This window comes from Rhodanobacter sp. sgz306013 (assembly GCF_057031145.1).
Map to the genome: position 1 here is coordinate 682,123 of NZ_JBXCIJ010000001.1, position 26,393 is coordinate 708,515.

Consider the following 26,393-nt stretch of genomic DNA (forward strand, 5'->3'; position numbering starts at 1 on the left):
CCGTCGAAGCTCAGCCGTTGCGGCGGCGGACGCGCCAGACCCAGGCCGGCGGCAGGTTGAGCCAGGCGCCGCCGATGCGCTCGGCCTCCAGGCCCAGGCGCTGTCGCAACGCGCGCGGCACCGGGCAGCGCAGGCCGTAGGTGAACTGGTACAGCGCACCACCGGGCTGCAGCTGCCGCTCGAACACGCCCTCGACGATCGCTTCGACCTTGTCGGCCGGAATCGACAGCAGGGGCAGTCCGCTGATCACGGCGCTGGCGCGTTCGTCGCCGAACAGCGACGACGAGCGGCCCAGCCGGGCCGCATCCATGCGCAGCACCCGTGCATGTGGGTAGCGTTGCGACAGCGTGCCGGCCAGCACCGGATCGGTCTCCACCAGAACCAGCCGATGTCCCGGCAGGCCGCGTTCCAGCAGCGCCCGGGTGAACACACCGGTGCCCGGGCCCAGTTCGATCACCGGTCCATGCGCGTGGTCGACATGAGCAGTCATCAGCCGGGCCAGCGCAGGGCCGGATGGCGCCAGTGCACCCACGCTGCGTGGGTCACGCAACCAGGCGCGCAGCAGATGCAGGCTGTCGTTCAGGGGCATCGATGGCGGGCCGGTCGGCGCATGGCGGCCACCATAACCGGAACGGCCGAACCGGATGTTCGGATACGGTTATCCCGCCGATCGCAGCCACCCGCCGGAATCTTCGGAGAACGGCTGGGCGGAATCCGCGTTTGCGACGGTACGGCGCGTCACAGCAGCTTGCCGTCCACCCGCACCGGCGCGCTGATGTCGCAGATGCCGACCTTGCCCACCGGCGTCGGATAGAACGCGTTGTGGCCATGGCGCGCGGCGTCGATCAGGGCGGCGAAGGTGGGGCTGCCGGTGCGCAGCACCTGGATGCGTTCGCGCTGTGCGGGCGGCAGGTCGGCGGCGAGCTTGACCGACAGGACAGGCGTGCGTTCGCCGGCCTTTTCGTAGAAGCCCATTGGCCCGGTGCCGCGCGGCAGTGCCGACAGGTACTGCATGCCCTGCAGCGCGCGGCCGGCCACCGCCAGGTTGTGGTCCAGGCGGCGCGGCGCCTGGCCGATGACGGCGTACAGCGCGCTGCCGTTGCCGCTGTCGGGCGGCACGTCGCGCGCCACGCCGACCATGCCGTAGCACTGCACCAGCCATTCCTTGCCGCTGGCCGGGTCGCGCGCCACCGGGAAACCGCCGGAAAAGCCGACCTGCGGTGCGTAGACGTCGCCGTCCGGCAGCGGCGTCCACGGCTGCTTAGTATCGACCGGGCGGATGAATTCCGGCGGCAGCGTGGCCTTGGCCTTGCCCAGCGGGTGCATCTTCGCCTTGTCGCCGCCGTCGTCGCCGTTCGGGTCGTCCCACTGGGTGACGAAGTTGTCCTGCACGCGCACGATGGCCAGGCCGTCGAAGTAGCCTTGGCGCACCAGGGTGCGGATGTTGGCCGCGTGCAGGGGCGTGAAGTCCGGCGCCAGCTCGATCACCACGCGGCCTTGCGGCAGCTGCATGTAGAGCAGGTTCGCCGGGTCGGGCGTGCGCCATTCGGAAGGTTTCGACGCCGCCAGCAGCTCCTTCGCGGTGGGCGTGGGCTTGTCCTGCGCGGCGAAAGTGGGTGTCGTCGCGAGGGTCAGCGTCATCGCGACCGCGGCGGCAAGATGATGGCGCATGGTGGTTTCCCCGGATCGTTGGCGTCGCGGCACGTTAGCAGGAGCGGGCTTGCCTGTGCGCTATTTGCGGAAGCGCACGAAGGCGCGCTTGGCCAGGTACAGCAGGTGCCCGGTGAGGCCAGCATCCTGGGCTTGGCGCAGCGCAGTGTTCTCGGCGTAGAGCATGCGGATGTGCCCGTCACGCTGCTCGATCAGCTGCCGGATCTCGGCCACGTCGCCGCGCGTCAGCGTGCGACCCTCGTCCAGGTGCGGCGGCAATTGGCGGTTCACGTAATAAGTGGTGTGGCGCGGCGCCGTTTCCGCGGCGGGGCGGTCCTTCGTGTAGAAGTACAGGGCGACGGAGCGGCGCGTGAGGCCGGCGTGCTCCGGTGGCAGCGCGATCCGGTCGAAGGCGTGCCAGGAGCGCTCGGAGGTCTCGAAGATCACGCAGCGGTTGAACGCCGGCGCCACCGAGCGCGCGGGTCGCGCGTCGGCGTGCGGATCGCGGAACAGCTCCAGGCAGCCGCCCCACGCCTCCTCCCAGTGCGGGTTGAGGTAGACGATGAGGTTGAGCCGCCGGTGCCAGCGTTCGCTGGGGTGGTAGTTGAAATCCACGTGCGGGTCGAGGCTCATCCCGTCTCGGTTCTCGTGGGTGCCGCCGCCGAGGTACCACGGGTCGTAGATCAGACCGTCGATGCCGGTGAGCCGGGCCACCGCCGCGAGGAATTCGGGGCTCTGGATCGCATCGTCGAGCTGCTGCCAGACCGGGCCGAGCTGGCGGATCTTCGCCAGCGTGGACTTGCCGCCCGGCTTGCCGTCGTCGCCCACGGCGTTGCCGCGCTCGAAGGCGGGAAAATTGTCCAGCAGTGCCTGGGCGAAATCCGGCGCGAGGAAATCGTCGATCACTACGTGGGGGAAGGGCACCGCCGAGGCGAACTCGGCCCGGCAAGCCTGCGCTGATTCCAGCACGCGCGGATGTATGATCGAAACTCCCGGCGAATCCTGCATGTGTCTTCCCTGCGGCGAATGGCGCGCCATTCTACTTGGCTGCCGGCACGCGCCGGCAGCCACGGATGGCTTAACCCCTTTCGCCGGCTGCTTTGCCGTCGCGCCGCTTTTTCCATGCATAGCCGATCCCCAGCAGCACGAACCACACCGGGCTGGCCAGTAGGGCGGCGCGGGTGTCGGCCTGCAGGCACAGCAACACCAGCACGAAGGCGAAGAACGCCAGGCAGGCCCAGCACATGAACACGCCGCCGGGCATCTTGTAGGCCGAGTCGGCGTGCTGCTGCGGGCGCTTGCGCCGGTAGACCATGTAGGCGCACAGGATCAGCGACCACACGAACATGAAGAGCACGGCGGACAGCGTAGTGACCAGGGTGAACGCGGTCATCAGGTTCGGCACCAGGTAGATCAGCGCCGCGCCCAGCAGCAGGCAGAAGCAGGAGAACAGCAGGCCCAGCGAGGGTACGGAAGCCCTGGACAGGCGCGCGAACGCCTTCGGCGCGTGGTTCTCGCCGGCCAGGCCGAACAGCATGCGGCTGGTGGAGAAGATGCCGCTGTTGGCCGAGGAGGTGGCCGAGGTCAGCACCACGAAGTTGATCAGGCTGGCCGCCGCCGGCACGCCGGCCAGCACGAACAGCTCCACGAACGGGCTCTTGTCCGCCTCCACCAGTCGCCACGGCGTCACGGTCATGATCGCCGCCAGCGCCAGCACGTAGAAGATGATGATGCGCACCGGGATCGAGTTGATCGCCTTGGGCAGGTTGCGCCGCGGGTCGGCGGTCTCGGCGGCGGCGGTGCCTACCAGCTCGATGCCCACGAAGGCGAACACCGCGATCTGGAAGCCGGCGAAGAAGCCGCCCAGTCCGTGCGGGAAGAAGCCGCCGTCGTCCCACAGGTTCGCCAGCGAAGCCTTGTTGCCGGCCGGCGAATGGAAGCCCCAGGCCACCAGCGCGAAGCCGACCAGCACCAGTGCGATGATCGCCACGATCTTGATCAGCGCGAACCAGAACTCCAGCTCGCCGAACATCTTCACCGTGGTGAGGTTCAGCGCCAGCAGCAACAGCACGCACAGCAGCGCCGGTATCCACGGCGCCAGGTGTGGCACCCAGAACTGCACATAGGAGGCGATCGCGATCACCTCGGCGATCGCGGTGACGATCCAGCAGAACCAGTAGGTCCAGCCGCAGAAGAAACCGGCCCACGGTCCCAGCAGGTCGGTGGAGAAGTCGATGAACGACTTGTACTCCAGATTCGACAGCAGCAGCTCGCCCATCGCGCGCATCACGAAGAACAGCATCACGCCGATGATCAGGTAGACGAAGAGAATCGAAGGCCCGGCGAGGCTGATGGTCTTGCCCGAGCCCATGAACAGGCCGGTGCCGATGGCGCCGCCAAGCGCGATCAGCTGCAGGTGGCGGTTGGAGAGGCTGCGCCTCAGGTGATCCGGTTGCTCCGTGGAGACGGTCATGCGGGCGCCGAGGTCGTGGACGGGCCGCCACGATAAAAGAAAGCCGCGATTCCCGCCAATGTCCTGTGGGCATGACGGCAAAGTCTGTGCGGGATCGGCAGCCAAAGTCTGTGCAGCACGGGCTGGCTATGCACACACTTTGCCTGGTGTCGCAGAGCAAAGTAGGTGCGCCGATAGCCGGATCAGCGGCTTAGCGACTGTCCTGCGAGGGCGGAGACCTCGCTTTGACAAGCAAGGTGTGTACATGAGCGGGCAGCCGTAGGGAGTTCGCGTCGGGGTTGACGTCGATGCGTTGCCTGAAGTCCGCCCACACAAAATCGTGGGCGCGCGCTCCCTCCAGTCACCTTGGTGTGCCCGCGCCACCCGCGGGCGTTCAGGATCGATCGATGCGGGCGGCGTAGCAACCGGGTTTGGCGTAGTGCGCGTGCAGGTAGCCGGTGCGCTCGTCGGCGAGCAGGCGCTCGATCGTGTCCCGGATGTCATCACCCGTGGCCAGGTCGGCGGCGACCAGCATGTGGTTCCGGTCGAAGGCGCGCAGCGCGATGATCCGGCGATGCATCACGTCGGGCACCTCGTCGACCACGGAATAGGCTTGTTCGGCGCCCTCGCGGATGTAGACCGCGTAACTGGCGTGGTAAGGCGTGTCAGCCGGCAGATGCGTGTAGTTGACGAGCAGCAAGGATTCGCCGACGGCCGCGTCGCGCAGCTCGATGCGTTCGGGGTAGCAGTGCGCCGCGTCGACGATACATCGCACCGCACGATGCGCCCTCAGCGTGGCGTCGCTCGCGCCGAACAGGTGACGGAAGGGGTTGGGCGAAAGCCCGCTGATGCGGAAGGACATGAGAGTTCCGTGGTTCCGTGGATGTTGATAGAGCCACTTTCCGCCGGAACGCCCGTCCCGGCTATCCGGATCTTGTACCCGTGCATGGCGAGCGGAGCGGGCGCGGCACCGTCGTGAGGTCTGATGCGTAATGTCTGCGTTCGACTAGAACCATATTCACCCGTGCACGCGAGCCGGATGACCACCGAGTGATGCTCGCAGGCTAGGCCAATCGCGCAGGCGGGACCGACGGGCGACCGCCTGTGGCATAGCGCGCCGCCAGCAGCTCACCGAGCTCGCCCCGGATCGCGTCTACCAGCACCCGCAGTTTGCGGATCGGATGATCGGGCGGCACGCGATCCTCGACCGATACATACGAAAACATGCCAAGCTGTTGGACGTCGGGGCTGCCCATCGGATCAAGCGGTCAGTGATTGACGGCGGCTATGACAGCAGCGATGCGCAGAGGGTTCTCACACCAATGTTTGAACATCGCCCCTGACACCATTGTTTGTACAACGAGCACAAACATTGTGTGTCATGCCCAAATTGGGCATGACAGCAAAGTCTGTGCGGGATCGGCAACCAAAGTCTGTGCAGCATGGGCTGGCTCATAACACGGGCTAATCACTTGCCCTAACCGCAGTTGCTCTTCAGGGTGGATCAATGGACGACCAGGCGTATCCATGGTCGTTCGACTCTGTCGAGTCTGGCGGGCTTTTCAGGTTCGACCATTTCGTCGAGATTCTGCTGGCCGAGCTGCGCGACAAACCGCTCGCCGCCGACGTCGACTGGGCCAAGGTGGATGCGTTCCGCCAGTACGGCGGCGTCCGCATCGAGGACGGCGTGGTCTGCACCGGCGACGCGCCGGAGAACCTCACGCGCGACGCGCTCGCCGCGCTCGACTGAGCGCCGGGGGACACCGAGCCCGGCCGCATGCAGCTGCAGCGTGATCCACGCATAATGGCGTCATGACGCAGGGGTGGATGCAAAGCATGGGAACGACCGACGGCATCGAACTCGATCCGGCGCTGATCGTCGAGGACGATGCCACGACGCAGCAGCGTCTCGCGCGCCTGCTTGCCGGTCTGGGCTACGGCGGCGTGCATGACATCGGTACCGCCGGCAGTATCGCCGAGGCCAAGGCGCGGATCGCCGCACAGGTTCCGCACCTCGCCCTAGTCGATATCGGCCTGCCCGACGGCAGCGGCGTCGACCTGATCCGATGGTTGCAAGACAACCACCCTGACGTGTCGACCGTGGTGGTCTCCGCCTGGGGCGACGAGGACACCGTGCTTGCAGCCTTGCAGGCAGGCGCAATCGGCTATCTGCTGAAAGAGCGCGATGACGTCGAACTGGAACTCGCGCTGCAAAGCATCCGCCGCGGCGGTGCGTCGATCGATCCCTTCGTGGCCCGACGCATCCTCACCCTGCTGCCCAACGCCAAGCCGGCGGCGCATGCAGCCGATACCTCGCCCGGAGCTTCCGCCGACACCTTGTCCGAGCGCGAAGCGGAAGTACTGCATCTAGTAGCCCGTGGCCTGAGCAACCGGGAGATCGCCAGCGCGACCGATCTTTCGCGCTTCACCATCGAGGGCTACACCAAAAGCATCTACCGCAAGCTGGCGGTGAACTCGCGCACCGCGGCAGTGTTCGAGGCCAGGGCGCTGGGGCTGTTGCGTTGAAGCCTTGGTTGCACCGGGCTGCCGTGCTGGCCCTGTTGCTGGCGTTCGCCACCGCCGCGGCCGGCCGACCGACGCCACCGCCGGCCGTGCAAGTGCTGGACCACGCCGAAGCCGCGCCTTCGGACTGGGATGCCCCGGCGCCGCCCGCCACCGGCTGGACGCCGGTCAAGCTGATGGATTTCTGGACCAGCCACTGGCCGCACCACAACGGCGTGGTGTGGTACCGCCTGCACTGGAACCAGGCGGATGCCGACACCCCGGCAGGGCTACTGCTGGACTACGTGTGCCTGGCCGATGCCGTCTACGTCAACGGCAGCCTGCTCCACCGCGACCCTAGCCTGGTCGAGCCGCTTTCGCGCAGTTGGACGCAGCCGCAGTACTTCCTGCTCGACAAGCCGCTGCTGCGCGCGGGCGAGAACACCCTGCTCGTGCGCGTCTCGGGCCTGTCGGCCTACCAGCCCGGCTTCGGCGCCGTGGAAGTGGGCGATCCGGGCGTGCTCCAGCAACGCTTCGCCGCCGGCCGCTTCACCCGCTACCAGGTTCGCCTATTCAGCATGGCGGTCAACCTGGTGCTGGGCGGACTGTTCCTGATGCTGTGGCTGTTCCGCCGCCGCGACACCACCTACGGCTGGTTCGCGCTCAGCACCTTGCTGTCATCGGCATGGGCCTGGAACTACGTCGCCACCAGCCCGTGGCCCTTCACCAGCACTGATGCCTTCCAGGCCTGGAATTCGGTGTTCTACTTCGCCGGACTGATCAGCTTCCTGACCTTCCTGCTGCGCTACTGCGGGCGCCGCTGGCCGCGCACGGAAGCCGCCCTCTGGCTGTCGCTGGCGACGATCGTCGCGTGGACGATGCTTTCCCCCGCCAGCGCCGGCGCCTGGCGCGGCGTTCCCGGCGTGGCCGGCGTGACCCTTTCCTATAGTTCTACCCTGCTGTTCGCCGTCTACGCGGTACGCAAGGGTGGCACCGAGCAGCGGGTGCTCGCAGCCTGCATGCTGCTGCCGATGTTCGTGTCCATCCACGACGTGCTGGCGTTCTACGGACTGATCCGCGCCAGCGGCTACATCGCCGCGCTGGCCTCGCCGCTGACCCTGGTCGGCATGGGCTTCGTGCTGGCCCACCGCTTCTCCGCCGCCATGCGCCGCACGGAAGGCTTCAACCTGGAGCTGCGCCGCGAAGTGGACACCGCCACCGCGCAGCTGCGCCAGACGCTGGAGCGCGAGCACGCGCTCACCGTGACCAACGCGCGCAGCGGCGAGCGCCTGAACCTGGTGCGCGACCTGCACGACGGCTTCGGCGGCAGCCTGGTCGCGGCCATCGCCCGGCTCGAACGCACGCCTTCGGCCGAGGCCGCCGCGACCACCGCCACCCTGCGCGAACTGCGCGACGACCTGCGCCTGGTGATCGACACCACCACCCAAGCGCAGGACCTGGATCTGGCCGGCCTGCTGGCGGCGCTGCGCCACCGCTGGGACCAGCGTCTGGAACTGGCCGGCATCGACGTCTGCTGGCGACTGGATGGGCTCGACGGCCTGCAGTTGGGTCCCGCCCGCAGCCTGGAGCTGCTGCGCTTCCTGCAGGAGGCGCTGACCAATGTGCTCAAGCACAGCAGCGCCTGCCGCGTCGAACTTTGCGTGCGCCATGAGGGCGCGCATCTGCATGCCGAGGTGCGCGACGACGGACGCGGCTTTGATCCCGCCGATCACCGTTCGCACGGCGCCGGCCTCGCCAGCCTGCGCAGCCGCGCCGCCCGCCTCGGCGGCCGGCTCGCCATCCAGGCGACGCCCGGCGCGGGTGCCGCCCTGCTTCTGGAATGCCCGCTGGCTTGATCCGGCACCCCTAATTTCGGGGATACCCAAGCCCTCCCCTCCCGAATAGCGTGACGCCGCTCACAAAGCGGCGCCCAAGGGCGCGCCATCCGGGAGAGGCAAGCCAGTGTTGCAACGTATCCATTTCATCTCGGGCCTGCCGCGCTCGGGCTCGACCCTGCTGGCCGCCCTGCTGCGCCAGAACCCGCGCTTCCACGCCGGCATGAGCGGCCCGCTGGCCGGCATGTTCGGCGCGCTGCTGGGCGAGATGAGCGAGCGCAACGAGTTCGCCGTCTTCCTTGACGACACCAGGCGCCGCCGCATCCTCCGCGCGCTGTTCGACGAGTACTACGCCGACAGCACGGCCGAGGTGGTATTCGACACCAGCCGCGCCTGGTGCGCGCGCATGCCGGTCATCGCCGATATGTTTCCCGAGGCGAAGGTCATCGCCTGCGTGCGCGAGATGCCGTGGGTCATCGACAGCATCGAGCGGCTGGTGCAGAAGAACCTCTACAGCCCCTCGTCGATCTTCAACTACACGCCGGGCGGCACCGTGTACACCCGCGCCAATGGCGTGGCCGGCGCCGACGGCATGGTGGGCGCTGCCTACGACGCCCTGAAGCAGGCCTGCTATGGCGCCCAGGCCGACCGCCTGCTGCTGGTGCGCTATGAAACCCTCGCCAGCCAGCCGGCGCGGGCGCTGGAGGCCATCTACGGTTTCATCGGCGAGCCGCTCTTCCCGCACGACTTCCAGCACGTCGACTACGACGTGGCCGAGTTCGACCGCCGCGCCGGCACGCCGGGCCTGCACACCGTGCGCGGCCAGGTGAAGGCCGAGCCGCGCAAGACCCTGCTGCCGCCCGACCTGTTCCAGCGCTTCGCCGGCGACGCCTTCTGGAACGACCCGCAGCGCCTGCCTGCAGAGCTGCGCGTCGTCTGACGCGATCTGCCCGTCACACCGTCCTTCACCAACACCATTTCGTCGCACTCCAGGGGGAGTCCGCCATGAACCGCATCTACCGCCTCGTCTGGAACCGCGCGCTGCACATTCTGCAAGTCGCTTCGGAGCTCACGCGCAGCGGTGAGTCCGGCGGTGGAGCGGCAGGCCCGGGGTCGGGCGTACTGCGCCAGCGTGCGCTGGTGCTGGCCTGTGCCGTCGCACTCGCCGCACTCCTGGCATCAGGCAGCGCTATTGCGGGGACCCCCGCCAAGGGGGGCGCGGGAGGCAGTGTTACGGGACAGGCAGGAAGCTCCGGCGCCACGGGTGTCGTCTCCACCGTCAGCACGCAGACCGTTCAAGGAGGCGGATACGGTGGCGGCGGTGGCGGAATGGGTGCCACCGGTGGCGCTGGCGGCAGCAGCTCCGCAGGAAACGCTGGGGGCGCCGGCGGGGCTGCCGGTACCGGTTCGACCAGCAGCACGGGGGGCGGCGTCACCACGGTCATCGGTGGCGGCGGCGGCAATGGCGGCGACGGCGTGTCGGCTTCAGGCACGACCTATGGCGGCGGTGGTGGCGGCGGTGGCGGCGGCGGTGCCAATGCCTTTACTGCCATCGGGCTCGCCGGTACCACGCTGTCCAATACGTTCATCGGCGGACAAGGGGGCATGGGCGGAGCCGGCGGCACAGGCATCGGCACAGGAACGTCGGCATCGGCAGGCAACGCGGGTGGCAGCGGTGGCGGCGGCCAGGGCGGTTATGGCTTGGTCATCCTTCAATCGGGCCTGAAGACCTTTACAGGGACGGTCAGCGGCGGAGCGGGAGGAGCTGGCGGCGGCAGCAGCAGCAACATATCGAGCTTCTATGGCGGCAATGGCGGCGATGGCGGCAACGGCGGGACTGCAGCCTATTTGAGCAACACCAGCGCACTCATCCGCGCCACGTTTCAGGGCGGCGCGGGCGGAGCCGGCGGGCTCGGCGAAAGCGGCAGCGCGGGAGGTTTGGGCGGCAGCGGCGGCAACGGCGGCGCCGGCATCAAGGCGACCGGTTCGCTGACCGGCGGTTACAGTCTGGAAAACCACGGAACACTGCTGGGCGGCGCCGGTGGCACTGGTGGCCAAAGCGGCGGCGGCCTGGTGGCTCCCCCTGGCGGTGCGGGCGGACTTGGAGGCACTGGCGTGGCGGCCGATGCCATCGCCGTCGCGAACTACGGACAGGTCCGAGGTGGCGTAGGCGGCACCGGTGGCGCCTCCAGTGGTGCCGTCATAGGGTCGAGCTCCGCCGGCGCAGCAGGTGGTGCCGGTGGTCTTGGCATCTCCCTCGCCAATTCGGCTAGCGTGGCGAATCATGCGCTGATCGCCGGGGGGCAAGGCGGTGAAGGCGGCCTTGCCGGTGCGACGATAACCCCCCTCCCTGGCGGGGGCGTGACCGTTCAAGGAGGGGGCAGCGGCGGTGCGGGAGGCACCGCCGTTTTTTCGGCAGCCGCGGCTACCGTCACCAATGATGCCGGCGCCACGATCACCGGCGGCAACGGTGGTGCAACAGCCCAGACCACAGAATCCACGGTCTCAGGCGACGGTGGCGCAGGCCTTGCCTTGGGCGCTGGTTCCCAAGTGGTGAACGATGGCGCGGTGAGCGGCGGCGACGGCGGAAATCTCGCGATCCTGGCTCAGCAGACCGGTATCAGCGTAGTTGGTGGCTCCGGCGGCGGTGGCGCCAGTCTGGGTGACGGTTCGACCCTGATCAACGCGGGCAGTATCGAAGGCGGCACCGGGCAAGGGATCAGCATGGCGCACACCGTGTCTTTCGGTGGCAACGGCGGTACGGGCTTGACGGTGGGCGGCGGTTCGGTCGTCAGCAATAACGGCCTCGTGGCTGGCGGCTCAGGCGGCCCGGGAGGAGATGCAACGATCACCACGAGCCGGGGCGAAGGCGGCAATGGCGGGGCGGGCATTACGCTGGCTGCAGGTTCGACCCTGTCCAATGCCGGCAGCGGCCGCATCACTGGCGGCAACGGCGGCAGCTATGCCCTGGACCCGTTCCTTGGCGTATCCGGGGGAGCCGCCGGCGTTGGCGTGGTGGCCACCGGCAATGACGCCATTGTCAGCGCAGGCCGCATAGGCGGCGGCCTCAGCGGCGACGCGACCCCGGTGCAAGGCGACGCCGTCGACCTTTCCGGCGGCGGCAACACGCTGACGCTGGAGCACGGCTACAGCTTCACCGGCAACGTGGTCAGCGCCAGCGGCACGAGCAACGGCGGCGACACGCTGGCGCTGGGCGGCGACAGCGCGGGCACCGGCGCGACCGGCAACGGCAGCTTCGACCTGGCACAGGTCTTCGCCACGCTGTCGCCCACTTACGCGGGCACGCAATTCGTCGGCTTCAACGCCTTCGCGAAAACCGGCAACAGCACCTGGACGCTGACCGGCAGCAGCACGGCAGCCACGCCATGGACGATCAGCGCCGGCACCCTGCAGATGGGCACCGGTGCCAGCGGCGGCGATGCCACACTCGCCGGCAACATCACCGACAACGCCGCGTTGGTTTTCAACAACACCCTCGCCAGCACCTTTGCGGGCAACATCACGGGCACCGGCACGGTGACCCAGCAGGGCAGCGGCGAGCTGGCCTACACCGGCACCAGTAGCGGGGCGGTGTGGATGGTCAACACCGGCAGCACCCTGCGGGTAGGTGACGGCACTATCGCCGCAAGCATCGTCGGCGCCGGAGGTGCCAACGGCTACGCCGGCAGCGGTGGCGGGAATGCCAGCATCGCCATTACCGGAATGGTGAACGGCACATTGTCGATCCAGGCAGGCAGTGCCGTTGCCGGTGGCGCTGGCGGTAATGGCGGTAATGACATTCCCAACGGCACTGTCGTTGGAGGCAATGGCGGCAATGGCGCGACAAGCGTCAGCGGCAACAGTTTCACGGTGACCAACGGCGGCAGCATTGCCGGCGGCAGCGGCGGCAGTGGTGGCGACGGCGACGGAGGGCATGGCGGCAGCGGCGGCAGCGGTGGGGCAAGCGTCAGCGGCAGCAGTTTCACCTTGACCAACAACAGCAGCATCGTCGGCGGTGATGGTGGTAATGGAAGCGTCGGGATCGATGGCGGCAGCGGCGGTAGCGGTGGGGCGAGCGTCAGCGGCAGCAGTTTCACCTTGACCAATAACAACAGCATCACTGGAGGCAACGGCGGCGGCGGCGGCAACGGCGCCGCCATGGGCACGGGCAGCTCCACCATCCCCAGTTCCGGCGGTAACGGCGGTAACGGCGGGACCAGCGTCGGCGGCAGCAGTTTCACCCTGATCAACAGCAGCAGCATCGCTGGCGGCAATGGTGGCGTCGGCGGCAACGGCTCAAGCAGCAACGGCGGCAATGGCGGGACAGGCGTCAGCGGCAGCGGATTTGCTTCGACCAACAGCGGCAGCATCGTTGGCGGCAACGGCGGCGGCGCTGGCCTCGTCATGTTTGGCAGTGGGAACGCCGGCAGCGGCGGTGTGGGCCTGGTCAGCACGGGCGGTTCCTCCATCACCACCAGCAACCTGATTTCAGGCGGCAGGGCCAATGCTGGCACAGGCGCGCAGGCCGACGCGGTCGATCTTTCCGGCGGCGGCAACGTGCTGACGCTGGAGAACGGCTACCGCTTCACCGGCAACGTGGTCAGCACCAGCGATACGATAAACGGCGGCGACACGTTGGCGCTGGGTGGCGACAGCACGGCCAACATCATCAACACGTTCAACGTCTCCGACATCGTGGCCTCGCTGCCGGGCAGCTATACCGACACACAGTACGTCGGCTTCCATGCATTCGAGAAAACCGGCAACAGCATATGGACGCTGACTGGCTCCGGCGCCAGCAACGGAGCGACCGGCGAGAACTGGACGATCACCGGTGGCACGCTGCAGGGCGATGCGACTGCACTGACCGGCAATATCGCGTTCCTGCCGTCCGGCAGCGCGCCGGTGGGGGTCGTGTTCGACCAGACCAGCGACGGCACCTACGGCGGCGTGATTTCCGGCAGCGGCATGCTGACCAAGATCGGTGCCGGCACGTTGGCGCTCGACGGCAACAGCAACGGCTTTGCCGGCAGCACCACGGTGGCCGCCGGCACCCTGGTGGTCGGCAGCGTCGTCGGCAACGGCGCCACGCTGGGCGGCAACGTGACGGTATATGCGAATGCCACGCTGCGCGGCCACGGTACGATCAGCGGCAATGTCGACGTGCAATCCGGCGGCATCGTGACACCGGGCGATTCCATCGGCACGCTCACCGTCGCCAGCGACTTCACCGCCGCGCAGGGCAGCCAGATGAACTTCGCCTTCGGCGCGCCGGGCGCCGGCTTCCAGACCGCCGGCATGGGCGACAGCGTGACCGTGGGCGGCAACCTCGTCCTCAACGGCGCTACGCTCAACGTCACCGATGCGGGCAGCATGGGGCCGGGCCTGTACACCGTCTTCAGCTACGGTGGCGCGCTGACGGAAACAAACGGTGGCCTGAGCCTGGGTAGCACGCCGGCAGGTCAGGCGCTGTTCCTGCAGAACCTGACAGGGCAGAAACAGATCAACCTCGTGGACACCACGGGGTACACGGTGAGCACGTGGAATGCGAATAGCCTGGCTACGTCCACACAGATGGGCGGCGGTAGCGGCACCTGGTCCACCAGCTCGCAGGTGTGGACGGATGCGACCGGTACGGTGCCGAACGGCCCGATGTCGCCACAACCGAGCTTTGCCGTCTTCGGCGGTACGCCTGGCACGGTGAGCGTGGACGACAGCGCCGGCAGTGTGAGTGTAGCGGGTCTGCAGTTCGCCACGAATGGCTACACCCTGGGCGGCGATACGCTGACCCTGGCGGCCAACGGCGGCGTCGCTCCGGTGATCCGCGTGGGAGATGGCAGCAGCGCCGCCATGACGGCGACGATCGACAGCGTCATTGCCGGCAGCGCGGGACTCACCAAGACCGACCTCGGCACCCTGGTGCTGGCCGGCGCCAATACCTACACCGGCACGACCACGGTCAACGGCGGCACGCTGTCGGTATCGAGCGACGCCAATCTGGGGGCAGCGTCGAACGCCATCGCGCTGAGCGGCGGAACATTGGAGAACAACGCAGCATTTGCCACCGCACGATCCATCAGCCTTGCGGGCAGCGGCACGCTGCAGACCGATGCCAATTTCACCGTCTCCGGAGTGATTGTCGGCGCTGGTGCGCTCACCAAGAGCGGCGGCGGCACATTGACCCTCAGCGGCACCAACACGTATTCCGGAGGTACCACGATCGCGGCCGGCATCTTGCAGTTGGGCAACGGCGGTACCGCGGGCGCGATCACCGGCAACGTGGCGAACAACGGCTCGCTGGCTTTCGAGCGCAGCGAGGCGGTGAGCTTCGCCGGCGTGGTTTCCGGCAATGGCTCGCTGGTGCAAAAGGGCAGCGGCACGCTCACGCTGACAGGCGCCAACACCTACACCGGCAGCACCACGATCAGCGCTGGCACCTTGGTGGTCGACAGCACCAGCCTGCCTGGTGCCGTCACCGACAACGCAGCGCTGGTCTTTAACCAGGCCAACGACGGTACCTTCAGCCATGCGATCAGCGGGACCGGCAGCTTCGCCAAGACCGGTGCCGGCACGCTGGTCCTGAACAGCAACAACGGTGCGTTCACAGGCTCCACTGCCGTCAACGCCGGCACGCTGGAAGTGGGCGATGCGGGTACGCCTTCGGCCGTGCTCGGCGGCAGCGTCACCGTTGCAGGCGGCGGCACGCTGCGCGGCCACGGCACGCTCGGCGGCAATGTCACGAATGATGGCACCGTGTGGGCGGGCGGCTCGATCGGCACGCTGACGATCCAGGGCAACTACACCCAGGCCGTCAACGGCGTGTTCGAGGTGGAAGCCACTCCGGGCGGCCAGGCCAGCCTCCTGAATGTCGGCGGCACGGCAACCCTGGCAGGCACGGCGCTGGTGCTGGTTGACACCGGCACCTGGGCACCGCGCACGGACTACACCGTGCTCACCGCCGCCGGCGGGGTCAGCGGCCAGTTCGCCTCGACCAGCGTCAACCTGGCTTTCCTTACGCCCGTACTGAGCTATGCCAGGAACGCGGTGACGCTGTCGCTACAGCGCAACGACATCAACTTCAACAGCGTGGTGCAGACACCCAACCAGGCCGCTGTGGCAACGACGGCGAATGCGCTGGGATTCGGCAACCCGGTCTACGACGCACTGGTGGTGCTGGACGCGCCCACCGCCCGTCACGCCTTCGATCAATTGAGTGGCGAGATCCACGCCTCCACCCGCACCGCTGTCGCCGACAATGACCATTACGTGCGCGATGCGATCAACGCGCATCTCGCCGGCCAGGGCAACAACGCGAACGGCCTGAACGTCACCGACGCCGGCGGCGTCACCGCCTGGACGGCCGTGTGGGGCCACTGGGGCAGCCATGACGGCGGCGACAACGCGTCCGACCTTGCCGCCGACGGCAGCGGCTTCCTGATCGGCGCCGACCTGCCGGTGGACGGGACGGCTCGGCTCGGTGCAGTGATGAGCACAGGGCAAGGCTCGGCACGCATCAACGCGCTGGGCTCCTCGTCGCACGTCGTCGACCAGCACCTGGGCGTATACGGCAGCCTGCAGACCGGCGCGCTGCAATGGCAGGGCGGCGCGGTCTATGGCTGGCAGAAGGTGGACACGAACCGCCTCATCGGCTTCGGCAAGTTCAACGGCACCGCCGTCAGCAGCTACCACGCGCACACCGCGCAGTCCTACGCCGATGCCAGCCTGCCCTTCGTGCAGGGCCACGCCACGCTGGCCCCGTTCGCGAACCTGGCCGTGGAACGGCTGAACACTCCGACGATCATGGAGCACGGCACACCCGCGGCACTGAACGTGACCCCGCAGCACAGCACCCTCGGCTACGGCACGCTGGGCCTGCGCGCCACGTTCGATCTCGGCGCGCCGGACCACGGCCTGCACGCCCACGCCAGCCTCGGCTGGCAGCATGCCTGGGGCGACACCCTGCCCGTGGACACGATGCGCTTCCAGAGCGGCGGCGGCAGCTTCGCCATCGCCGGCCTGCCGGTGGCGAAGAATGCAGGCGTGGTCAACGCCGGCCTCAGCTTCACCATCGCGCCCAAGGTTTCGGTAAACGGCAGCTACCAGGGACAGTTCGGCCGGCACACCACCGACCAGTCCGCCCGCATCAGCCTCGACTGGAAGTTCTAAGGTTGAAAGGGGGGACGGCCAAGGATGGCCACTCTTTTCTCACCGAGGAGCCAGCAGCGGCTCTTTCGGGACGACGGCCCAGGGATGCCGCTGGTGCATCATCCACTTGCGGCCACGCCCTCACGCCTTCCGGTCATGGTGTGTCGGCGACGTGTGTCGCACGCGGCGGGGATGAGAGCGCAGCTTGACGTACTCCACGGCGGTGAGGGCGATGATCAGCAGATCAACCAGCGCCAATCCGAGATTGCTCGGCGAGAGGGCCGCCACAGCCGTGCGGTAAAGCTGATAGGCCGCGAACAATGCAGCCAGCACGATCAGTCCCGGATAGGCCCGATTGTCAACCCGCTGTACGGGCTGCCGACGGCTGAGCTCAGGTGTTGAAGAAGGGCCTTCCCGAAAGCAGCCATTCGCGACTGGCCGAGACGGGTCGACTTCCGCCGGTCGAGCTTGCCCAGATATCGTCGATACAGCAAGCGTCATGATCAGTTGGGCTTGGCTACACCGCGGCAGCTGGCGAGTCGGTTGCTGCGGTCAGGTGCCGCTAAGCCTCGTGGCATCTGCCGGCGCTCAAGGTCCCTGAAGTTGGGCTTTTTTTGCACTTCACTTCGGCCGTTTGACACCAATGTTTGTACATCGCCCCTGACACCAATGTTTGTACAAAGTGCACAAACATTGGTGTCATGCCCACTTGGTCGGTCTGGGCGCCCATGACTTCCGGCGCATGTTCTAGGTCGAAGTCAACACTATGCTTCAGTCCAAGCTATGTGGCAGTGCGGGTGAGGCCGTGGACGACAGCGCCAGCCAGTTGAAGAAATTCCAGAAGGAGCTATCCGCCGGCACGGTCTCGCTGGTGCTGCTGGCGGTGCTGGGGCAGTCGCGCCAGCCGTTGTACGGCTACCAGATCGCCAAGCGGCTGGAGGAGGCCGGCGAGGGCGTGCTCGCCGGCAAGCAGAGCGCGCTGTACCCGGTGCTGCGCAACCTGGAGGGTGCCGGCCTTTTGGCCAGCGAGGTGGAGCCTTCGGTTAGCGGTCCCCCTCGCCGTTATTACCGCATCACGAAATTCGGCCGCGAGGTGCTGCGCGAGTGGGTTGCCGCGTGGAGCGCCACCCGCGATTCCGTCGACAAGTTGCTGCAGGGAGAGTGGTGATGAATGCATCGAGCAAGCGGACGCCGCGCACGATCGCGGAATACCTCGAGCAATTGCGTGCCGCCTTGCGCGGCGCCGATCCTGCGCTGATCCAGGACGCGTTGTACGACGCCGAGGAACACCTGCGTGCCGAGCTGTATGAGCGCCCCGGCCGCGACGAGGCGGCGATGCTGGAGCATGTGGTGGAGAGCTACGGTGCGCCGGACGAGGTAGCCGAGATCTACCGCGACCAGGAGATCAGGATCCAGCGCGCGATCCGCCCGCCGCCGCCGCCGAAACGGCGTTCGGCCGCCGGCCGCTTCTTCGGCGTGGTCGCCGACCCGCGGGCCTGGGGCGCTTTGTTCTACCTGCTGTTCGGCCTGGTCACCGGTATCGCCTACTTCACCTGGGTGGTCGCCGGCCTCGCGATGTCGCTGGGCTTCTCGGTGCTGATCATCGGCCTGCCGTTCATCGTGCTGTTTTTCGGCAGCGTGCGCAGCTTCGCGCTGCTGGAAGGGCGGCTGGTGGAGGCCATGCTGGGCGTGCGCATGCCGCGCCGGCCGCCGTACCCGCCGCAGAAGCGGGACATGTCGCTGTTCCAGCGCATCGGCGCGATGTTCACCGATCCGCGCAGCTGGAGCTCGATGCTGTACGGGCTGCTGCAGCTGCCGCTGGGTATCTTCTATTTCACGCTGATCGTGACCTGGCTTGCCGTCTCGCTGAGCTTTCTTGCCGCACCCGTCCTGAAGCTGGTCGCCGTGCGGGGGGACTGGGATGTGGGCACCTGCGTCGGCGCGCCGTGGTGGATCTGCGACAGCGTCGGGTGGCTGAACAGCTGGGGCGGCGCGACCGTGCTGTGCGTGCTGGGCCTGCTGCTGTTCTTCCTGCTGCTGCACGTGGTGCGCGGCCTCGGCCACCTGCACGGGCTGCTTGCCAAGCACCTGCTGGTGCGGAGGGCCTGACCGTGGCGATGGAGAACGCACTGAGCCGGCTGGCCGGCGAATGGGAGGGCGAAGAAACCATTGCCACCACGCGCTGGGGCGAAGGCGGCCCGGCGCGCGGATGCTTTTCCGCCCGCCTGGACCTGGGCGGCCGCGTGCTGCTGATGGACTACCGCGAAGAACGCGACGGCCGGGCCGCGCTGCAGGCGCATGCGGTGTTCACCACCGGCCCCGGCCACGACGAGTACGCGCTGTACTGGTTCGACAGCTACGGCTTTGTTCCCGCGCAACCGGCGCCGGGCCACTGGGACGGCGGACGGCTGGTGTTCCTGCGCGGCTCGCCGCGCGGGCAGACTCGGCACACCTACACCTTTCGCGAGGGTGCCCACGAGCTGACGCTGGAAAGCTCGTTTGACGGCGGCGTGCACTGGGAGCCGGTGATGCACGGCAGCTATCGACGTTCGGCCTAGCCGTCGCCCTTCCTTGCGTGCGGGGGCCGGGATGGGGTGCCGTTCGTCCGGTTGACCCCGTCCGGCCGCCTTTCTACGCTCCCCCGGTGCGCCCGTGCGCGCTCACCGGGGAAACAGCATGCGCTTGCGTCGTTCGTGCCTTCCGTTCTTCCTGCTGGCGTCGATGGCCGCGTTTGCCGCCGACGCGCCGATCAAGGGCTTTCCGCCTGCGTTGTCCGCCGCCGACCTGGTGCTGCGCGACGCCAGCATCGCCACGCTCGATCCGCTGCAGCCGCATGCGCAGGCCTTGGCGGTGAAGGACGGCAAGATCGCCTCGTTGGGCAGCGACGAGGCCATTGCCCGCTACATCGGCCCGCATACCAAGGTGCTGGACCTGCACGGCGCCTTCGTCACGCCCGGCTTCATCGAAGGCCACGGCCACCTGATGGACACCGGCGATTCGCTGATGCAGCTCAACGTGGGCATGGCGCCGAACTGGGACGCCATCGTGGCGATGGTCAAGGCCGCGGTGGCCAAGGCCAGGCCGGGCGAGTGGATCGTCGGCCAGGGCTGGCAGCAGAGCAAATGGGACAAGGTGCCGCAGCCCAACATCGACGGCCTGCCGCTGCCGGCCAGCCTCGATGCAGTGTCGCCGAACAACCCGGTGCTGCTCGCCCACACCAGCGGCCACGCGATCTACGCGAATGCCATGGCGCTGAAGCTCGCCGGCATAGTCCGCGACACGCCTGATCCCGTCGGCGGGACCATCGTGCGCGACGCCCAGGGCAACGCCATCGGCGCCCTGCGCGACACCGCGGGCGACGCGGTGTACGCCGCCTACGATCGCTACCTGGCCAGCCTGCCGCCGCAGGAGCTGGCCGCGCGCAGGGAGCAGTCGCTGAAGCTCGCCATGCAGAACGAGGTGAGCAAGGGCATCACCGGCTTCGTGGACATGGGTCAGGATTTCCAGACGATAGCCTGGCTCAAGCAGCAGGCGGCCAAGGGCTTTCCGCTGCGCCTGTACGTCAACGTCGGAGTGCTGGACGTGGCCAGCCTCGACAAGAACCTCGCCAAATATCGCATGATCGGCTACGCCGACGACCACTTCACCGTGCGCGGCGTGGGCGAGGATGTTTCCGACGGCGCGCTGGGCACGCACAGCGCGTGGTTCCTCAAGCCGTACGACGATGCGCCGGAGATCACGGGCAAGAATGTCACGCCGATGGCCACGCTGGCGCAGATCGCGCGCATCGCCGCGCGCGACGGCTTCCAGGTGTCGATCCACGCGATCGGCGACCGCGCCAACCGCGAAGTGCTGGACATGTACCAGAAGATCTTCGACGAATATCCCGCTGCACATGACCTGCGCTGGCGCATCGAACACGCGCAGCACCTCGCGCCTTCCGACATCCCCCGCTTCGCGCAGATGGGCGTGATCGCCTCGATGCAGTCCATCCACGCCTGCTCGGACGCGCCCTACGTGGTGGCGCACCTGGGCGAGCAGCGCGCGAAGGAGGGCGCCTACGTGTGGCACAGCCTGATCGAGAGCGGCGCGATGGTGCTTGACGGCAGCGACACCCCGGTGGAGGACACCAACCCCATCGCCGGCTTCTATTGCGCGGTGACGCGCGACAACGGCCGCGGCCAGCGCTTCTTCCCGGCCCAGGTGAAGACGCGGATGCAGGCGTTGCGCTCCTACACCTGGAACAACGCCTATGCAGTGTTCGAGGATCAGCGCCTAGGCTCGCTCAGCCCCGGCAAGCTGGCCGACATGGTGGTGTTTTCCGGCAACCTGCTGACCATTCCCGACGACCAGATCCTGCGCACGCGGGTGCTGTACACGGTGGTGGGCGGGAAGGTGGTGTACGAACGGAAGGGGGCGGAAGAGTGGCGTAGCGGGCAGCTGTTCAAGGCCATGCCGGAGTTCGACCACGTGAATTGAGGGGCGCCAACTCTCAGTAATCCCGCACATCCAGCACCATGGAACCGTGGACGCTGTAGTGGCCCTGCTGTGGCCATGGCAGCGCGGCCAGCGCATCGGTTCCCGCCGCCCAGGGCTCGTTGTCGAGCAGGACTTCGCAGCGTGCTTCGCCCTCCGCCGTACGGCGGTAAACCAGACGCAGCCAGTGCAGTTCGGGGGACAAGGCTTCGCGCTGCAGCGTCGTCTCGATGGCGGTCGGCACTTGCCCCAGCATCTCCAGCTCGGTGATGTCCGCGCCGTACAGGGCGAACGGGCCGGCGAACACATCCCAGGTGCGGACGCCGGTCTCCCATGCCGTGATCGTCAGCTTGCGCTCGTCGGTGACGTACCAGCAGGCGGCGAGCAGCGGATGGAGCGCGCTTTGCTCGAACGCGCGCAGGGCGGCCGTGCATGCGTCCGCGCCGCTGCCGTGGCCGGCGAAGCTTTCCTCGATGCAGCGTTCTTCGCTCAACACGACGTCGATGTCGAGGTGTCCCGGTTCGCTGGCCGTGGCCGCGTGCCACTGGGCACGCACGGAGGGAAAATCGCCGTCGGTGGTCAGCCAGCCGTCCTCGTCGGCATCGAGTTCCACACCGTTCTGCTCGAACAGCCGCAACAGGGTTTTTTGTAGTGCCGCGCCATCCATCGTCATTCCTGCGGGTTGGTGGGGTTGGTCGAAGGCAACGCGGTCGAAGGCAACTCGCGCCAGGTCAGGTACATGCGCAGGTCGAATTCCCGCTGGTGGTAGTCCGGCAGCATGTGCTGGCACAGCTGGTAGAACGCCTTGTTGTGCTCGCTTTCCTTAAGGTGCGCCAGCTCGTGCACCACGATCATCTGCAGGAACTCCGGCGCGGCGCTCTTGAACAGGCTGGCCACGCGGATCTCCTTCTTCGCCTTGAGCCGGCTGCCCTGTACGCGCGAGATCGCGGTGTGCAGGCCCAGCGCCCGCTGCACCACGTCGAGCTTGCTGTCGTACAGCACCTTGTCGATGGCCGGCGCCTGCTTCAGGTGCTGCTGTTTCAGCGCGGCCACGTAGCCGTACAGCGCCTTGTCGCTCTGCACGTCATGGCGATCCGGGTAGCGCGCGGCCAGGTATTCACCGAGGCGCTCCTGCGCGATCAGCTGGCGCACCTTGTCCTGCACGGCGGGCGGATACGCATGGAGATATTTCAGCGGGGACATCGGCGCATTGTCGCATTTCGCCGATGCGAAACCTCAGCGGTAGTTGAGATCCGGCGAAGCCAGCAGGAAGGTGTTCCATTCCTGTTGCGAGTCGGCCTTGGTCAGCGCATTGCGGGTGCCGGCGGAGAGGTGCGGCTCGATGGCGTCGTAGTACAGCCGCGTGGCGAGCATCGGGAAGCCGGACTGGCGGCCCTTGCTGCCGGGTGGCGTGAACAGCTGGGTGTTGCCGTTGCCGATGGCGGCGGCGATGTCGAAGCGGGTCGCGAGCTGGCCCGATCCCGTCCAGCTGCCGCCTTCCAGCGGCCAGCCGTCGGGCGTGATGCGGCCGTACAGCGGTTCGCCGAGCTGGTCGAGCCAGTACACCAGCGGCAGGGCGTTGGCGATGGGCTTGCCGTCGTAGGCCATGCGCACGGACGAGACCACGAAGCGCATGGGATCCATGAATTGCCTGCCGCTGGCCAGCAGTTCGCGCGAGTCGAACATGGTGCGCAGCAGCGCGGCGATGTCGCCGTCCGTCCGCTGGAAGGTCTGCGTCATGCGCGCCACCAGCGCGGGTGGCGGGTTGTCGGCCACGAAATACTGCGCGAGCTGGCGCGAGACGAACCGCGCGCAGGCGGGCTGGCGCACGATGATGTCCACCGCCTGTTTCACCTCGTCGAAGCCGCGGCCCTTGATGTGCTGACCGAGCAACAATTTGTCACGGAAGTCGTGCCGGTACGGGTTGAATTCGAACAGGCCGTGGCGCACCACCAGTGGCGCCGCCTTCGCGTTGAAGTGCTGCGGCTTGCCGGCGATGGGCGCGATGCCGACGCCGGTGAGGATCAGCGCCAGCTGCTGCACGTCCTGCTGGGTGTAGCCCGAGCCCACGCCCAGCGTGTGCAGCTCCATCAGCTCGCGCGCGTAGTTCTCGTTGACATGGCCCTTGGCGTTCTGCGCGTTGTCGAGGTACTCCAGCATCGCCGGGCTTTCCAGCGTGGCCATTACCAGGTCGCGGAACTTGCCCAAGGCATGCGGACGGATCACGTGCTGCTCGTAGTCGGCCAGTTCCCAGCGGATGCGGCCCTTGGGCGCGTACACGCTGAAGTGGTTGAGCCAGAACCACACCAGTTGCTCCTTGAGCTGGTTCGACCCGTACACAGCCTGCAGCAGCTCGGCCTGCCGCGCCTCTTGCATCAGCTCGTAGCCGTGCTTCTGCCAGGCCTTGTTGGCGGCGTCCCGCTCCGGCCCGGCGGGCAGCGCCTTGGCTTGCTCCTGGGCGTCGTGCAGGTCGGCGAGCAATTGCGGCATGGGCGTGCGCACGGCCTCGAAACCGTGGATCAGGCCCGTGACCGGCGGCGGCAGTGCGCCGGGCACGCGGTCGGCCAACTGGGCGTCCAGCAATCCCGCGCGACCGAGCTCGCGATAGCGCGCCACGTCCGCGCTGTCCACGCCGAAGCCATCGCGGCGCAGCCACGTGAGGTCGTCGCGGGTGAGGACGCTGCCCGTGTTCGCCGTATCGGAATACGCAGGTGCAGTTGCACAGGCGCCAAGCAACAGCATCAGCGACGCGAGCAGGGCGGTGCTCGCGTACCTTCGAATGCGAGAGCGGAAACGTGTCAGTCGCATGAGCTATCGACCTCGGCAGGAATGCGTTTGCGGCTGGACACGGCGAACCCGGCGACGAGCATCCGCGGCCAGACGAATCATGCGCAGCGGATTGCCATGCCGGCAATCCACAGGATCGAGGTGGCTGGATGGATACGTTGAGGCCCTCGAAACATCCCGGCTCGGCCAGCGCTGCATGGCCATGGACACCTGCGATGGCTTGCGCGCGGCGAAGGCGAGGAGTACAAACATGCAACGGTATATAACGAGATATGTATTATGGCTGCCGATGTTTTGCGCGAGCTTGGGCCTGCTTACCTTGGCAGTCGCCTCAAACGTCTTGGCGAACGCATGCAGGCGGGTGCGGCGCGGCTCACCACGGATGCGGGCCTGCCGATGCAGCCCAGCCACATGCCACTGCTTTCCGCGCTGGATGGACAGGCGTTGACGGTGGGGGAGCTGGTGCAAGCCGTGGGCACGAGTCAGCCGGGGATCACGCGCGGCGTGCGCCAGCTGGTCGAGATGGGCTTGGTCCAGTCGCAGCAGGGTGTCGATCAGCGCAAGCGGTTGGTATCGCTGACGCCGGCCGGAGTCACCGCGCTGGCACGCGCCCGTCTGCACGTCATACCGGCGGTGGAGGACGCCGTCCATGCCTTGATGGATGGCAGGCTCGACACCTTCATGGAGCAGATCAGCCAGCTGGAAAACGTGTTGTCCACGGCGCCGATCGATGTCCTCGCCGCACGCAGCCGCCGCGAAGTGCTCACGATCCGCGAGTACGACGACACGCTCGCGGCGGAGTTCCGCGACATCAATGCCGAGTGGATCAATGCCATGTTCCGTCTCGAGGCGGTCGACAACGAAGTCCTGAACCACCCGCGCGAGAAGATCATCGACGCCGGCGGCGTGATCCTCTTCGTCGAGGCGCGCGGGCTGGGCATTGTCGGTACGTGCGCGCTGCTGCAATCCGGCCCCGGCGCCTATGAGCTGACCAAGATGGGCGTGCGCGAGAGTGCGCGCGGACTGAAGGCCGGCGAGTTCCTGTTGACCGAGATCATCCGGCGCGCGATGGCCATGCGCGCCGATCCCTTGTATCTGCTCACCAACAAGCGCTGCGCCGCAGCGGTGCACTTGTACGAGAAGCTCGGTTTTCGGCACGACCAGGACATCATGGGCCGCTACGGGGCCGAGTACGAACGGTGCGATGTCGCGATGCGATATTTTCCGAACGCTCCGGAACCAGCCGTGGGTTCGTAAGCTTTTCGGGGTGCACTTCGCGTCGTGGTGTCGACATCGGTATCCGGCTTTTCCTGCCTGAGCGGCGCTCGACGTGGCACGCTCACACCAGCCGCAGATCCCTGGCCTTCGCCTGCGGGAACACCGTCTGCAACTGGCTGGCGTTCAAGCCCCACAGCCGGGCGAACATCCCACCCAGCACGTCGCGGTAGTCGTTGAGGATGGGGTAGTCGCGGTTCTGGAACAGATTGGCTTGCGTGACCGCCACCTGCTCGCCGGCGACCTTGCCGCCGGCGACCTTGCCGCCCAGCATCCAGTGCACGGTGCCGTGGCCGTGGTCGGTGCCGTGGTCGCCGTTCTCGCGGAAGGTACGGCCGAACTCGGAGAGCACCACCACGGTGGTGTCGTTCCAGTCGTCGCCCATCGCCTCGGCGTAGGCGGCGAGGCCTTCGCCGAGATTCTTCAGGTTGTAGGCGAGGCCGCCCTTGGTGCTGCCCTGATTGACATGGGTGTCCCAGCCGCCCACGTCGACGAAGCCGAGCCGGTACCGGTCACGCATCAGGGTGGCGATGCGCCGCGTCTCGGCGGCGAAGTTGTGCGCGCTGGGCGCGCCGCGGCTGGCCGCCACCATCTCGTCGCGCAGATCCCTGGAGATGCTTTGCGGCAGGGCGAGGCCGTCGGCGCTGGCCTGGGCCAGCGCCGTGCCCTTGTACATGCCGGCGAGGATCGCGGCCTGCCGCTCGTTGAAATGCGCCTTGGGGTCGGCCTTCAGCGAGATATTGGGAATGTCGTGTCTCGCGCCCTGGAAGGAGAGCGGCAGGTTGTCGGTGAAGGCGATCGCCGGCACGCCGGTGAGCAGGCCGGACAGCCGCGCGAGGAAGCCGGAGCGGTAGTTGCCGCTTGTACCTACCGGCTCGCCGCGCTCGATGTGGTCCTGCGTCTCGAAGTGGCTGCGCGAGAGATCGTTGGTGCCCGCGAAGGGGATGAAGGCAAGCTGCCTCTTCTGCCACAGCGGGTACAGCGAATCGCGCACCACGGGGTTCAGGCCCCAGTCCGCGTCCAGCGCCACGGCGCAGTCGGGGTTGCCCAGGTCGGGTTTCGCGATGGCGAGGGTGGGGCGGGATTCGTAATAGAAGTCGCTGCCGCAGGGCACCAGCAGGTTGTTGCAGTCGTAGCCGCCGCGCAGGAACACCAGCAGGAAGCGCGGCGAGCTCGCCGGCGCGGCGAACAGGCGGCCCGAGAAGGACAGGGTGGACGCGGCGGCCGCGCCGGCGGCGGCAAGCAGGAATTCGCGACGGTTCATGACGGCA

General features: G+C 67.6%; 21 protein-coding genes and 2 pseudogenes. 11 read left to right on the forward strand and 12 right to left on the reverse strand.

Annotated features, from left to right (window positions below; genetic code table 11):
* Positions 1-10 precede the first annotated feature (10 nt).
* The 6 genes from AC2EWF_RS03065 to AC2EWF_RS03090 form a co-directional block, all read right to left on the reverse strand.
* On the reverse strand, positions 11-589 hold the full coding sequence (locus AC2EWF_RS03065; RefSeq protein WP_483637881.1) for a class I SAM-dependent methyltransferase: 579 nt from the start codon (positions 587-589) through the stop codon (positions 11-13).
* Positions 590-738: 149 nt separating this feature from the next.
* On the reverse strand, positions 739-1,671 hold the full coding sequence (locus AC2EWF_RS03070; protein ID WP_483637882.1) for a peptidylprolyl isomerase: 933 nt from the start codon (positions 1,669-1,671) through the stop codon (positions 739-741).
* Positions 1,672-1,731: 60 nt separating this feature from the next.
* Entirely contained in the window at positions 1,732-2,574 is an 843-nt protein-coding gene (locus tag AC2EWF_RS03075) for a 2OG-Fe(II) oxygenase (protein ID WP_483637883.1), read from the reverse strand.
* 154 nt (positions 2,575-2,728) lie between these two features.
* Complete coding sequence (cycA, locus tag AC2EWF_RS03080) at positions 2,729-4,123, reverse strand: D-serine/D-alanine/glycine transporter (RefSeq protein WP_483637884.1); 1,395 nt, start codon at positions 4,121-4,123, stop codon at positions 2,729-2,731.
* A 373-nt stretch (positions 4,124-4,496) separates the two neighbouring features.
* Entirely contained in the window at positions 4,497-4,964 is a 468-nt protein-coding gene (locus AC2EWF_RS03085; protein ID WP_483637885.1) for a DUF1203 domain-containing protein, read from the reverse strand.
* A gap of 202 nt (positions 4,965-5,166) precedes the next feature.
* Positions 5,167-5,358: a transposase gene (locus AC2EWF_RS03090; RefSeq protein WP_483637886.1), complete on the reverse strand. Its 192-nt coding sequence runs from the start codon at positions 5,356-5,358 to the stop codon at positions 5,167-5,169.
* A gap of 317 nt (positions 5,359-5,675) precedes the next feature.
* On the opposite strand from AC2EWF_RS03090, the pseudogene AC2EWF_RS03095 reads away from it, so the two are divergent.
* From AC2EWF_RS03095 to AC2EWF_RS03115, 5 genes and pseudogenes are all read left to right on the forward strand, one after another.
* Positions 5,676-5,852: pseudogene (locus AC2EWF_RS03095) on the forward strand (Xaa-Pro dipeptidase); the annotation flags it as partial.
* 86 nt (positions 5,853-5,938) lie between these two features.
* The gene (locus AC2EWF_RS03100) at positions 5,939-6,628 is read left to right on the forward strand and encodes a response regulator transcription factor (RefSeq protein ID WP_483637887.1); all 690 of its coding nucleotides are present in this window, start codon (positions 5,939-5,941) and stop codon (positions 6,626-6,628) included.
* A 23-nt stretch (positions 6,629-6,651) separates the two neighbouring features.
* Positions 6,652-8,460, forward strand: coding sequence for a sensor histidine kinase (locus AC2EWF_RS03105; RefSeq protein ID WP_483637888.1), 1,809 nt, complete (start codon positions 6,652-6,654; stop codon positions 8,458-8,460).
* A gap of 106 nt (positions 8,461-8,566) precedes the next feature.
* Positions 8,567-9,379: a sulfotransferase family protein gene (locus AC2EWF_RS03110; protein WP_483637889.1), complete on the forward strand. Its 813-nt coding sequence runs from the start codon at positions 8,567-8,569 to the stop codon at positions 9,377-9,379.
* A 65-nt stretch (positions 9,380-9,444) separates the two neighbouring features.
* Positions 9,445-9,576, forward strand: a pseudogene (locus AC2EWF_RS03115) (ESPR domain-containing protein); the annotation flags it as partial.
* A 348-nt stretch (positions 9,577-9,924) separates the two neighbouring features.
* Here the strand turns inward: AC2EWF_RS03115 and AC2EWF_RS03120 are convergent.
* Entirely contained in the window at positions 9,925-10,725 is an 801-nt protein-coding gene (locus tag AC2EWF_RS03120; protein ID WP_483638266.1) for a hypothetical protein, read from the reverse strand.
* Between the two features lie 246 nt (positions 10,726-10,971).
* On the opposite strand from AC2EWF_RS03120, the gene AC2EWF_RS03125 reads away from it, so the two are divergent.
* Positions 10,972-16,605, forward strand: a complete 5,634-nt coding sequence (locus AC2EWF_RS03125; protein WP_483638253.1) for an autotransporter-associated beta strand repeat-containing protein — start codon at positions 10,972-10,974, stop codon at positions 16,603-16,605.
* A 120-nt stretch (positions 16,606-16,725) separates the two neighbouring features.
* On the opposite strand, the gene AC2EWF_RS03130 is transcribed toward AC2EWF_RS03125, so the two are convergent.
* A complete protein-coding gene (locus AC2EWF_RS03130) occupies positions 16,726-16,917 on the reverse strand; it encodes a hypothetical protein (protein ID WP_483637890.1) in 192 nt (63 codons plus the stop codon).
* Between the two features lie 472 nt (positions 16,918-17,389).
* On the opposite strand from AC2EWF_RS03130, the gene AC2EWF_RS03135 reads away from it, so the two are divergent.
* The 4 genes from AC2EWF_RS03135 (at position 17,390) to AC2EWF_RS03150 (ending at position 21,063) form a co-directional block, all read left to right on the forward strand.
* Positions 17,390-17,752, forward strand: a complete 363-nt coding sequence (locus tag AC2EWF_RS03135; protein WP_483637891.1) for a PadR family transcriptional regulator — start codon at positions 17,390-17,392, stop codon at positions 17,750-17,752.
* Positions 17,752-18,693, forward strand: a complete 942-nt coding sequence (locus AC2EWF_RS03140; protein WP_483637892.1) for a sensor domain-containing protein — start codon at positions 17,752-17,754, stop codon at positions 18,691-18,693. Before AC2EWF_RS03135 ends, AC2EWF_RS03140 begins: the two co-directional genes overlap by 1 nt.
* A gap of 8 nt (positions 18,694-18,701) precedes the next feature.
* Positions 18,702-19,142 (forward strand): DUF1579 family protein, encoded by a 441-nt coding sequence (locus AC2EWF_RS03145; RefSeq protein WP_483638254.1) that lies wholly within the window; start codon positions 18,702-18,704, stop codon positions 19,140-19,142.
* Between the two features lie 118 nt (positions 19,143-19,260).
* Positions 19,261-21,063: an amidohydrolase gene (locus tag AC2EWF_RS03150; RefSeq protein WP_483637893.1), complete on the forward strand. Its 1,803-nt coding sequence runs from the start codon at positions 19,261-19,263 to the stop codon at positions 21,061-21,063.
* 13 nt (positions 21,064-21,076) lie between these two features.
* Here AC2EWF_RS03150 and AC2EWF_RS03155 read toward each other — a convergent pair whose 3' ends face one another.
* The 3 genes from AC2EWF_RS03155 to AC2EWF_RS03165 are packed head-to-tail and all read right to left on the reverse strand — an operon-like array spanning position 21,077 to position 23,868.
* Entirely contained in the window at positions 21,077-21,727 is a 651-nt protein-coding gene (locus AC2EWF_RS03155) for a DUF6348 family protein (RefSeq protein ID WP_483637894.1), read from the reverse strand.
* A gap of 2 nt (positions 21,728-21,729) precedes the next feature.
* Positions 21,730-22,263 (reverse strand): M48 metallopeptidase family protein, encoded by a 534-nt coding sequence (locus tag AC2EWF_RS03160; RefSeq protein ID WP_483637895.1) that lies wholly within the window; start codon positions 22,261-22,263, stop codon positions 21,730-21,732.
* A 33-nt stretch (positions 22,264-22,296) separates the two neighbouring features.
* Entirely contained in the window at positions 22,297-23,868 is a 1,572-nt protein-coding gene (locus AC2EWF_RS03165) for a DUF1800 domain-containing protein (RefSeq protein WP_483637896.1), read from the reverse strand.
* A gap of 258 nt (positions 23,869-24,126) precedes the next feature.
* On the opposite strand from AC2EWF_RS03165, the gene AC2EWF_RS03170 reads away from it, so the two are divergent.
* Positions 24,127-25,104 carry a bifunctional helix-turn-helix transcriptional regulator/GNAT family N-acetyltransferase gene (locus tag AC2EWF_RS03170; protein ID WP_483637897.1) on the forward strand — a complete coding sequence of 326 codons (978 nt, stop codon included), beginning with the start codon at positions 24,127-24,129 and terminating at the stop codon, positions 25,102-25,104.
* An 82-nt stretch (positions 25,105-25,186) separates the two neighbouring features.
* Here the strand turns inward: AC2EWF_RS03170 and AC2EWF_RS03175 are convergent, their stop codons facing one another.
* Positions 25,187-26,386 (reverse strand): DUF1501 domain-containing protein, encoded by a 1,200-nt coding sequence (locus AC2EWF_RS03175; RefSeq protein WP_483637898.1) that lies wholly within the window; start codon positions 26,384-26,386, stop codon positions 25,187-25,189.
* Positions 26,387-26,393 lie beyond the last annotated feature (7 nt).

Coding starts and splice junctions, on each gene's coding strand:
- AC2EWF_RS03090 (WP_483637886.1), bottom strand. CDS start 5,358: ATGGGCAGCCCCGACGTCCAACAGCTTGGCATGTTTTCGTATGTATCG.
- AC2EWF_RS03070 (WP_483637882.1), bottom strand. CDS start 1,671: ATGCGCCATCATCTTGCCGCCGCGGTCGCGATGACGCTGACCCTCGCG.
- AC2EWF_RS03170 (WP_483637897.1), top strand. CDS start 24,127: ATGGCTGCCGATGTTTTGCGCGAGCTTGGGCCTGCTTACCTTGGCAGT.
- AC2EWF_RS03145 (WP_483638254.1), top strand. CDS start 18,702: ATGGAGAACGCACTGAGCCGGCTGGCCGGCGAATGGGAGGGCGAAGAA.
- AC2EWF_RS03085 (WP_483637885.1), bottom strand. CDS start 4,964: ATGTCCTTCCGCATCAGCGGGCTTTCGCCCAACCCCTTCCGTCACCTG.
- AC2EWF_RS03120 (WP_483638266.1), bottom strand. CDS start 10,725: ATGATTCGCCACGCTAGCCGAATTGGCGAGGGAGATGCCAAGACCACC.
- AC2EWF_RS03175 (WP_483637898.1), bottom strand. CDS start 26,386: ATGAACCGTCGCGAATTCCTGCTTGCCGCCGCCGGCGCGGCCGCCGCG.
- AC2EWF_RS03100 (WP_483637887.1), top strand. CDS start 5,939: ATGGGAACGACCGACGGCATCGAACTCGATCCGGCGCTGATCGTCGAG.
- AC2EWF_RS03165 (WP_483637896.1), bottom strand. CDS start 23,868: ATGCGACTGACACGTTTCCGCTCTCGCATTCGAAGGTACGCGAGCACC.
- AC2EWF_RS03160 (WP_483637895.1), bottom strand. CDS start 22,263: ATGTCCCCGCTGAAATATCTCCATGCGTATCCGCCCGCCGTGCAGGAC.
- AC2EWF_RS03140 (WP_483637892.1), top strand. CDS start 17,752: ATGAATGCATCGAGCAAGCGGACGCCGCGCACGATCGCGGAATACCTC.
- AC2EWF_RS03065 (WP_483637881.1), bottom strand. CDS start 589: ATGCCCCTGAACGACAGCCTGCATCTGCTGCGCGCCTGGTTGCGTGAC.
- AC2EWF_RS03155 (WP_483637894.1), bottom strand. CDS start 21,727: ATGGATGGCGCGGCACTACAAAAAACCCTGTTGCGGCTGTTCGAGCAG.
- cycA (WP_483637884.1), bottom strand. CDS start 4,123: ATGACCGTCTCCACGGAGCAACCGGATCACCTGAGGCGCAGCCTCTCC.
- AC2EWF_RS03150 (WP_483637893.1), top strand. CDS start 19,261: ATGCGCTTGCGTCGTTCGTGCCTTCCGTTCTTCCTGCTGGCGTCGATG.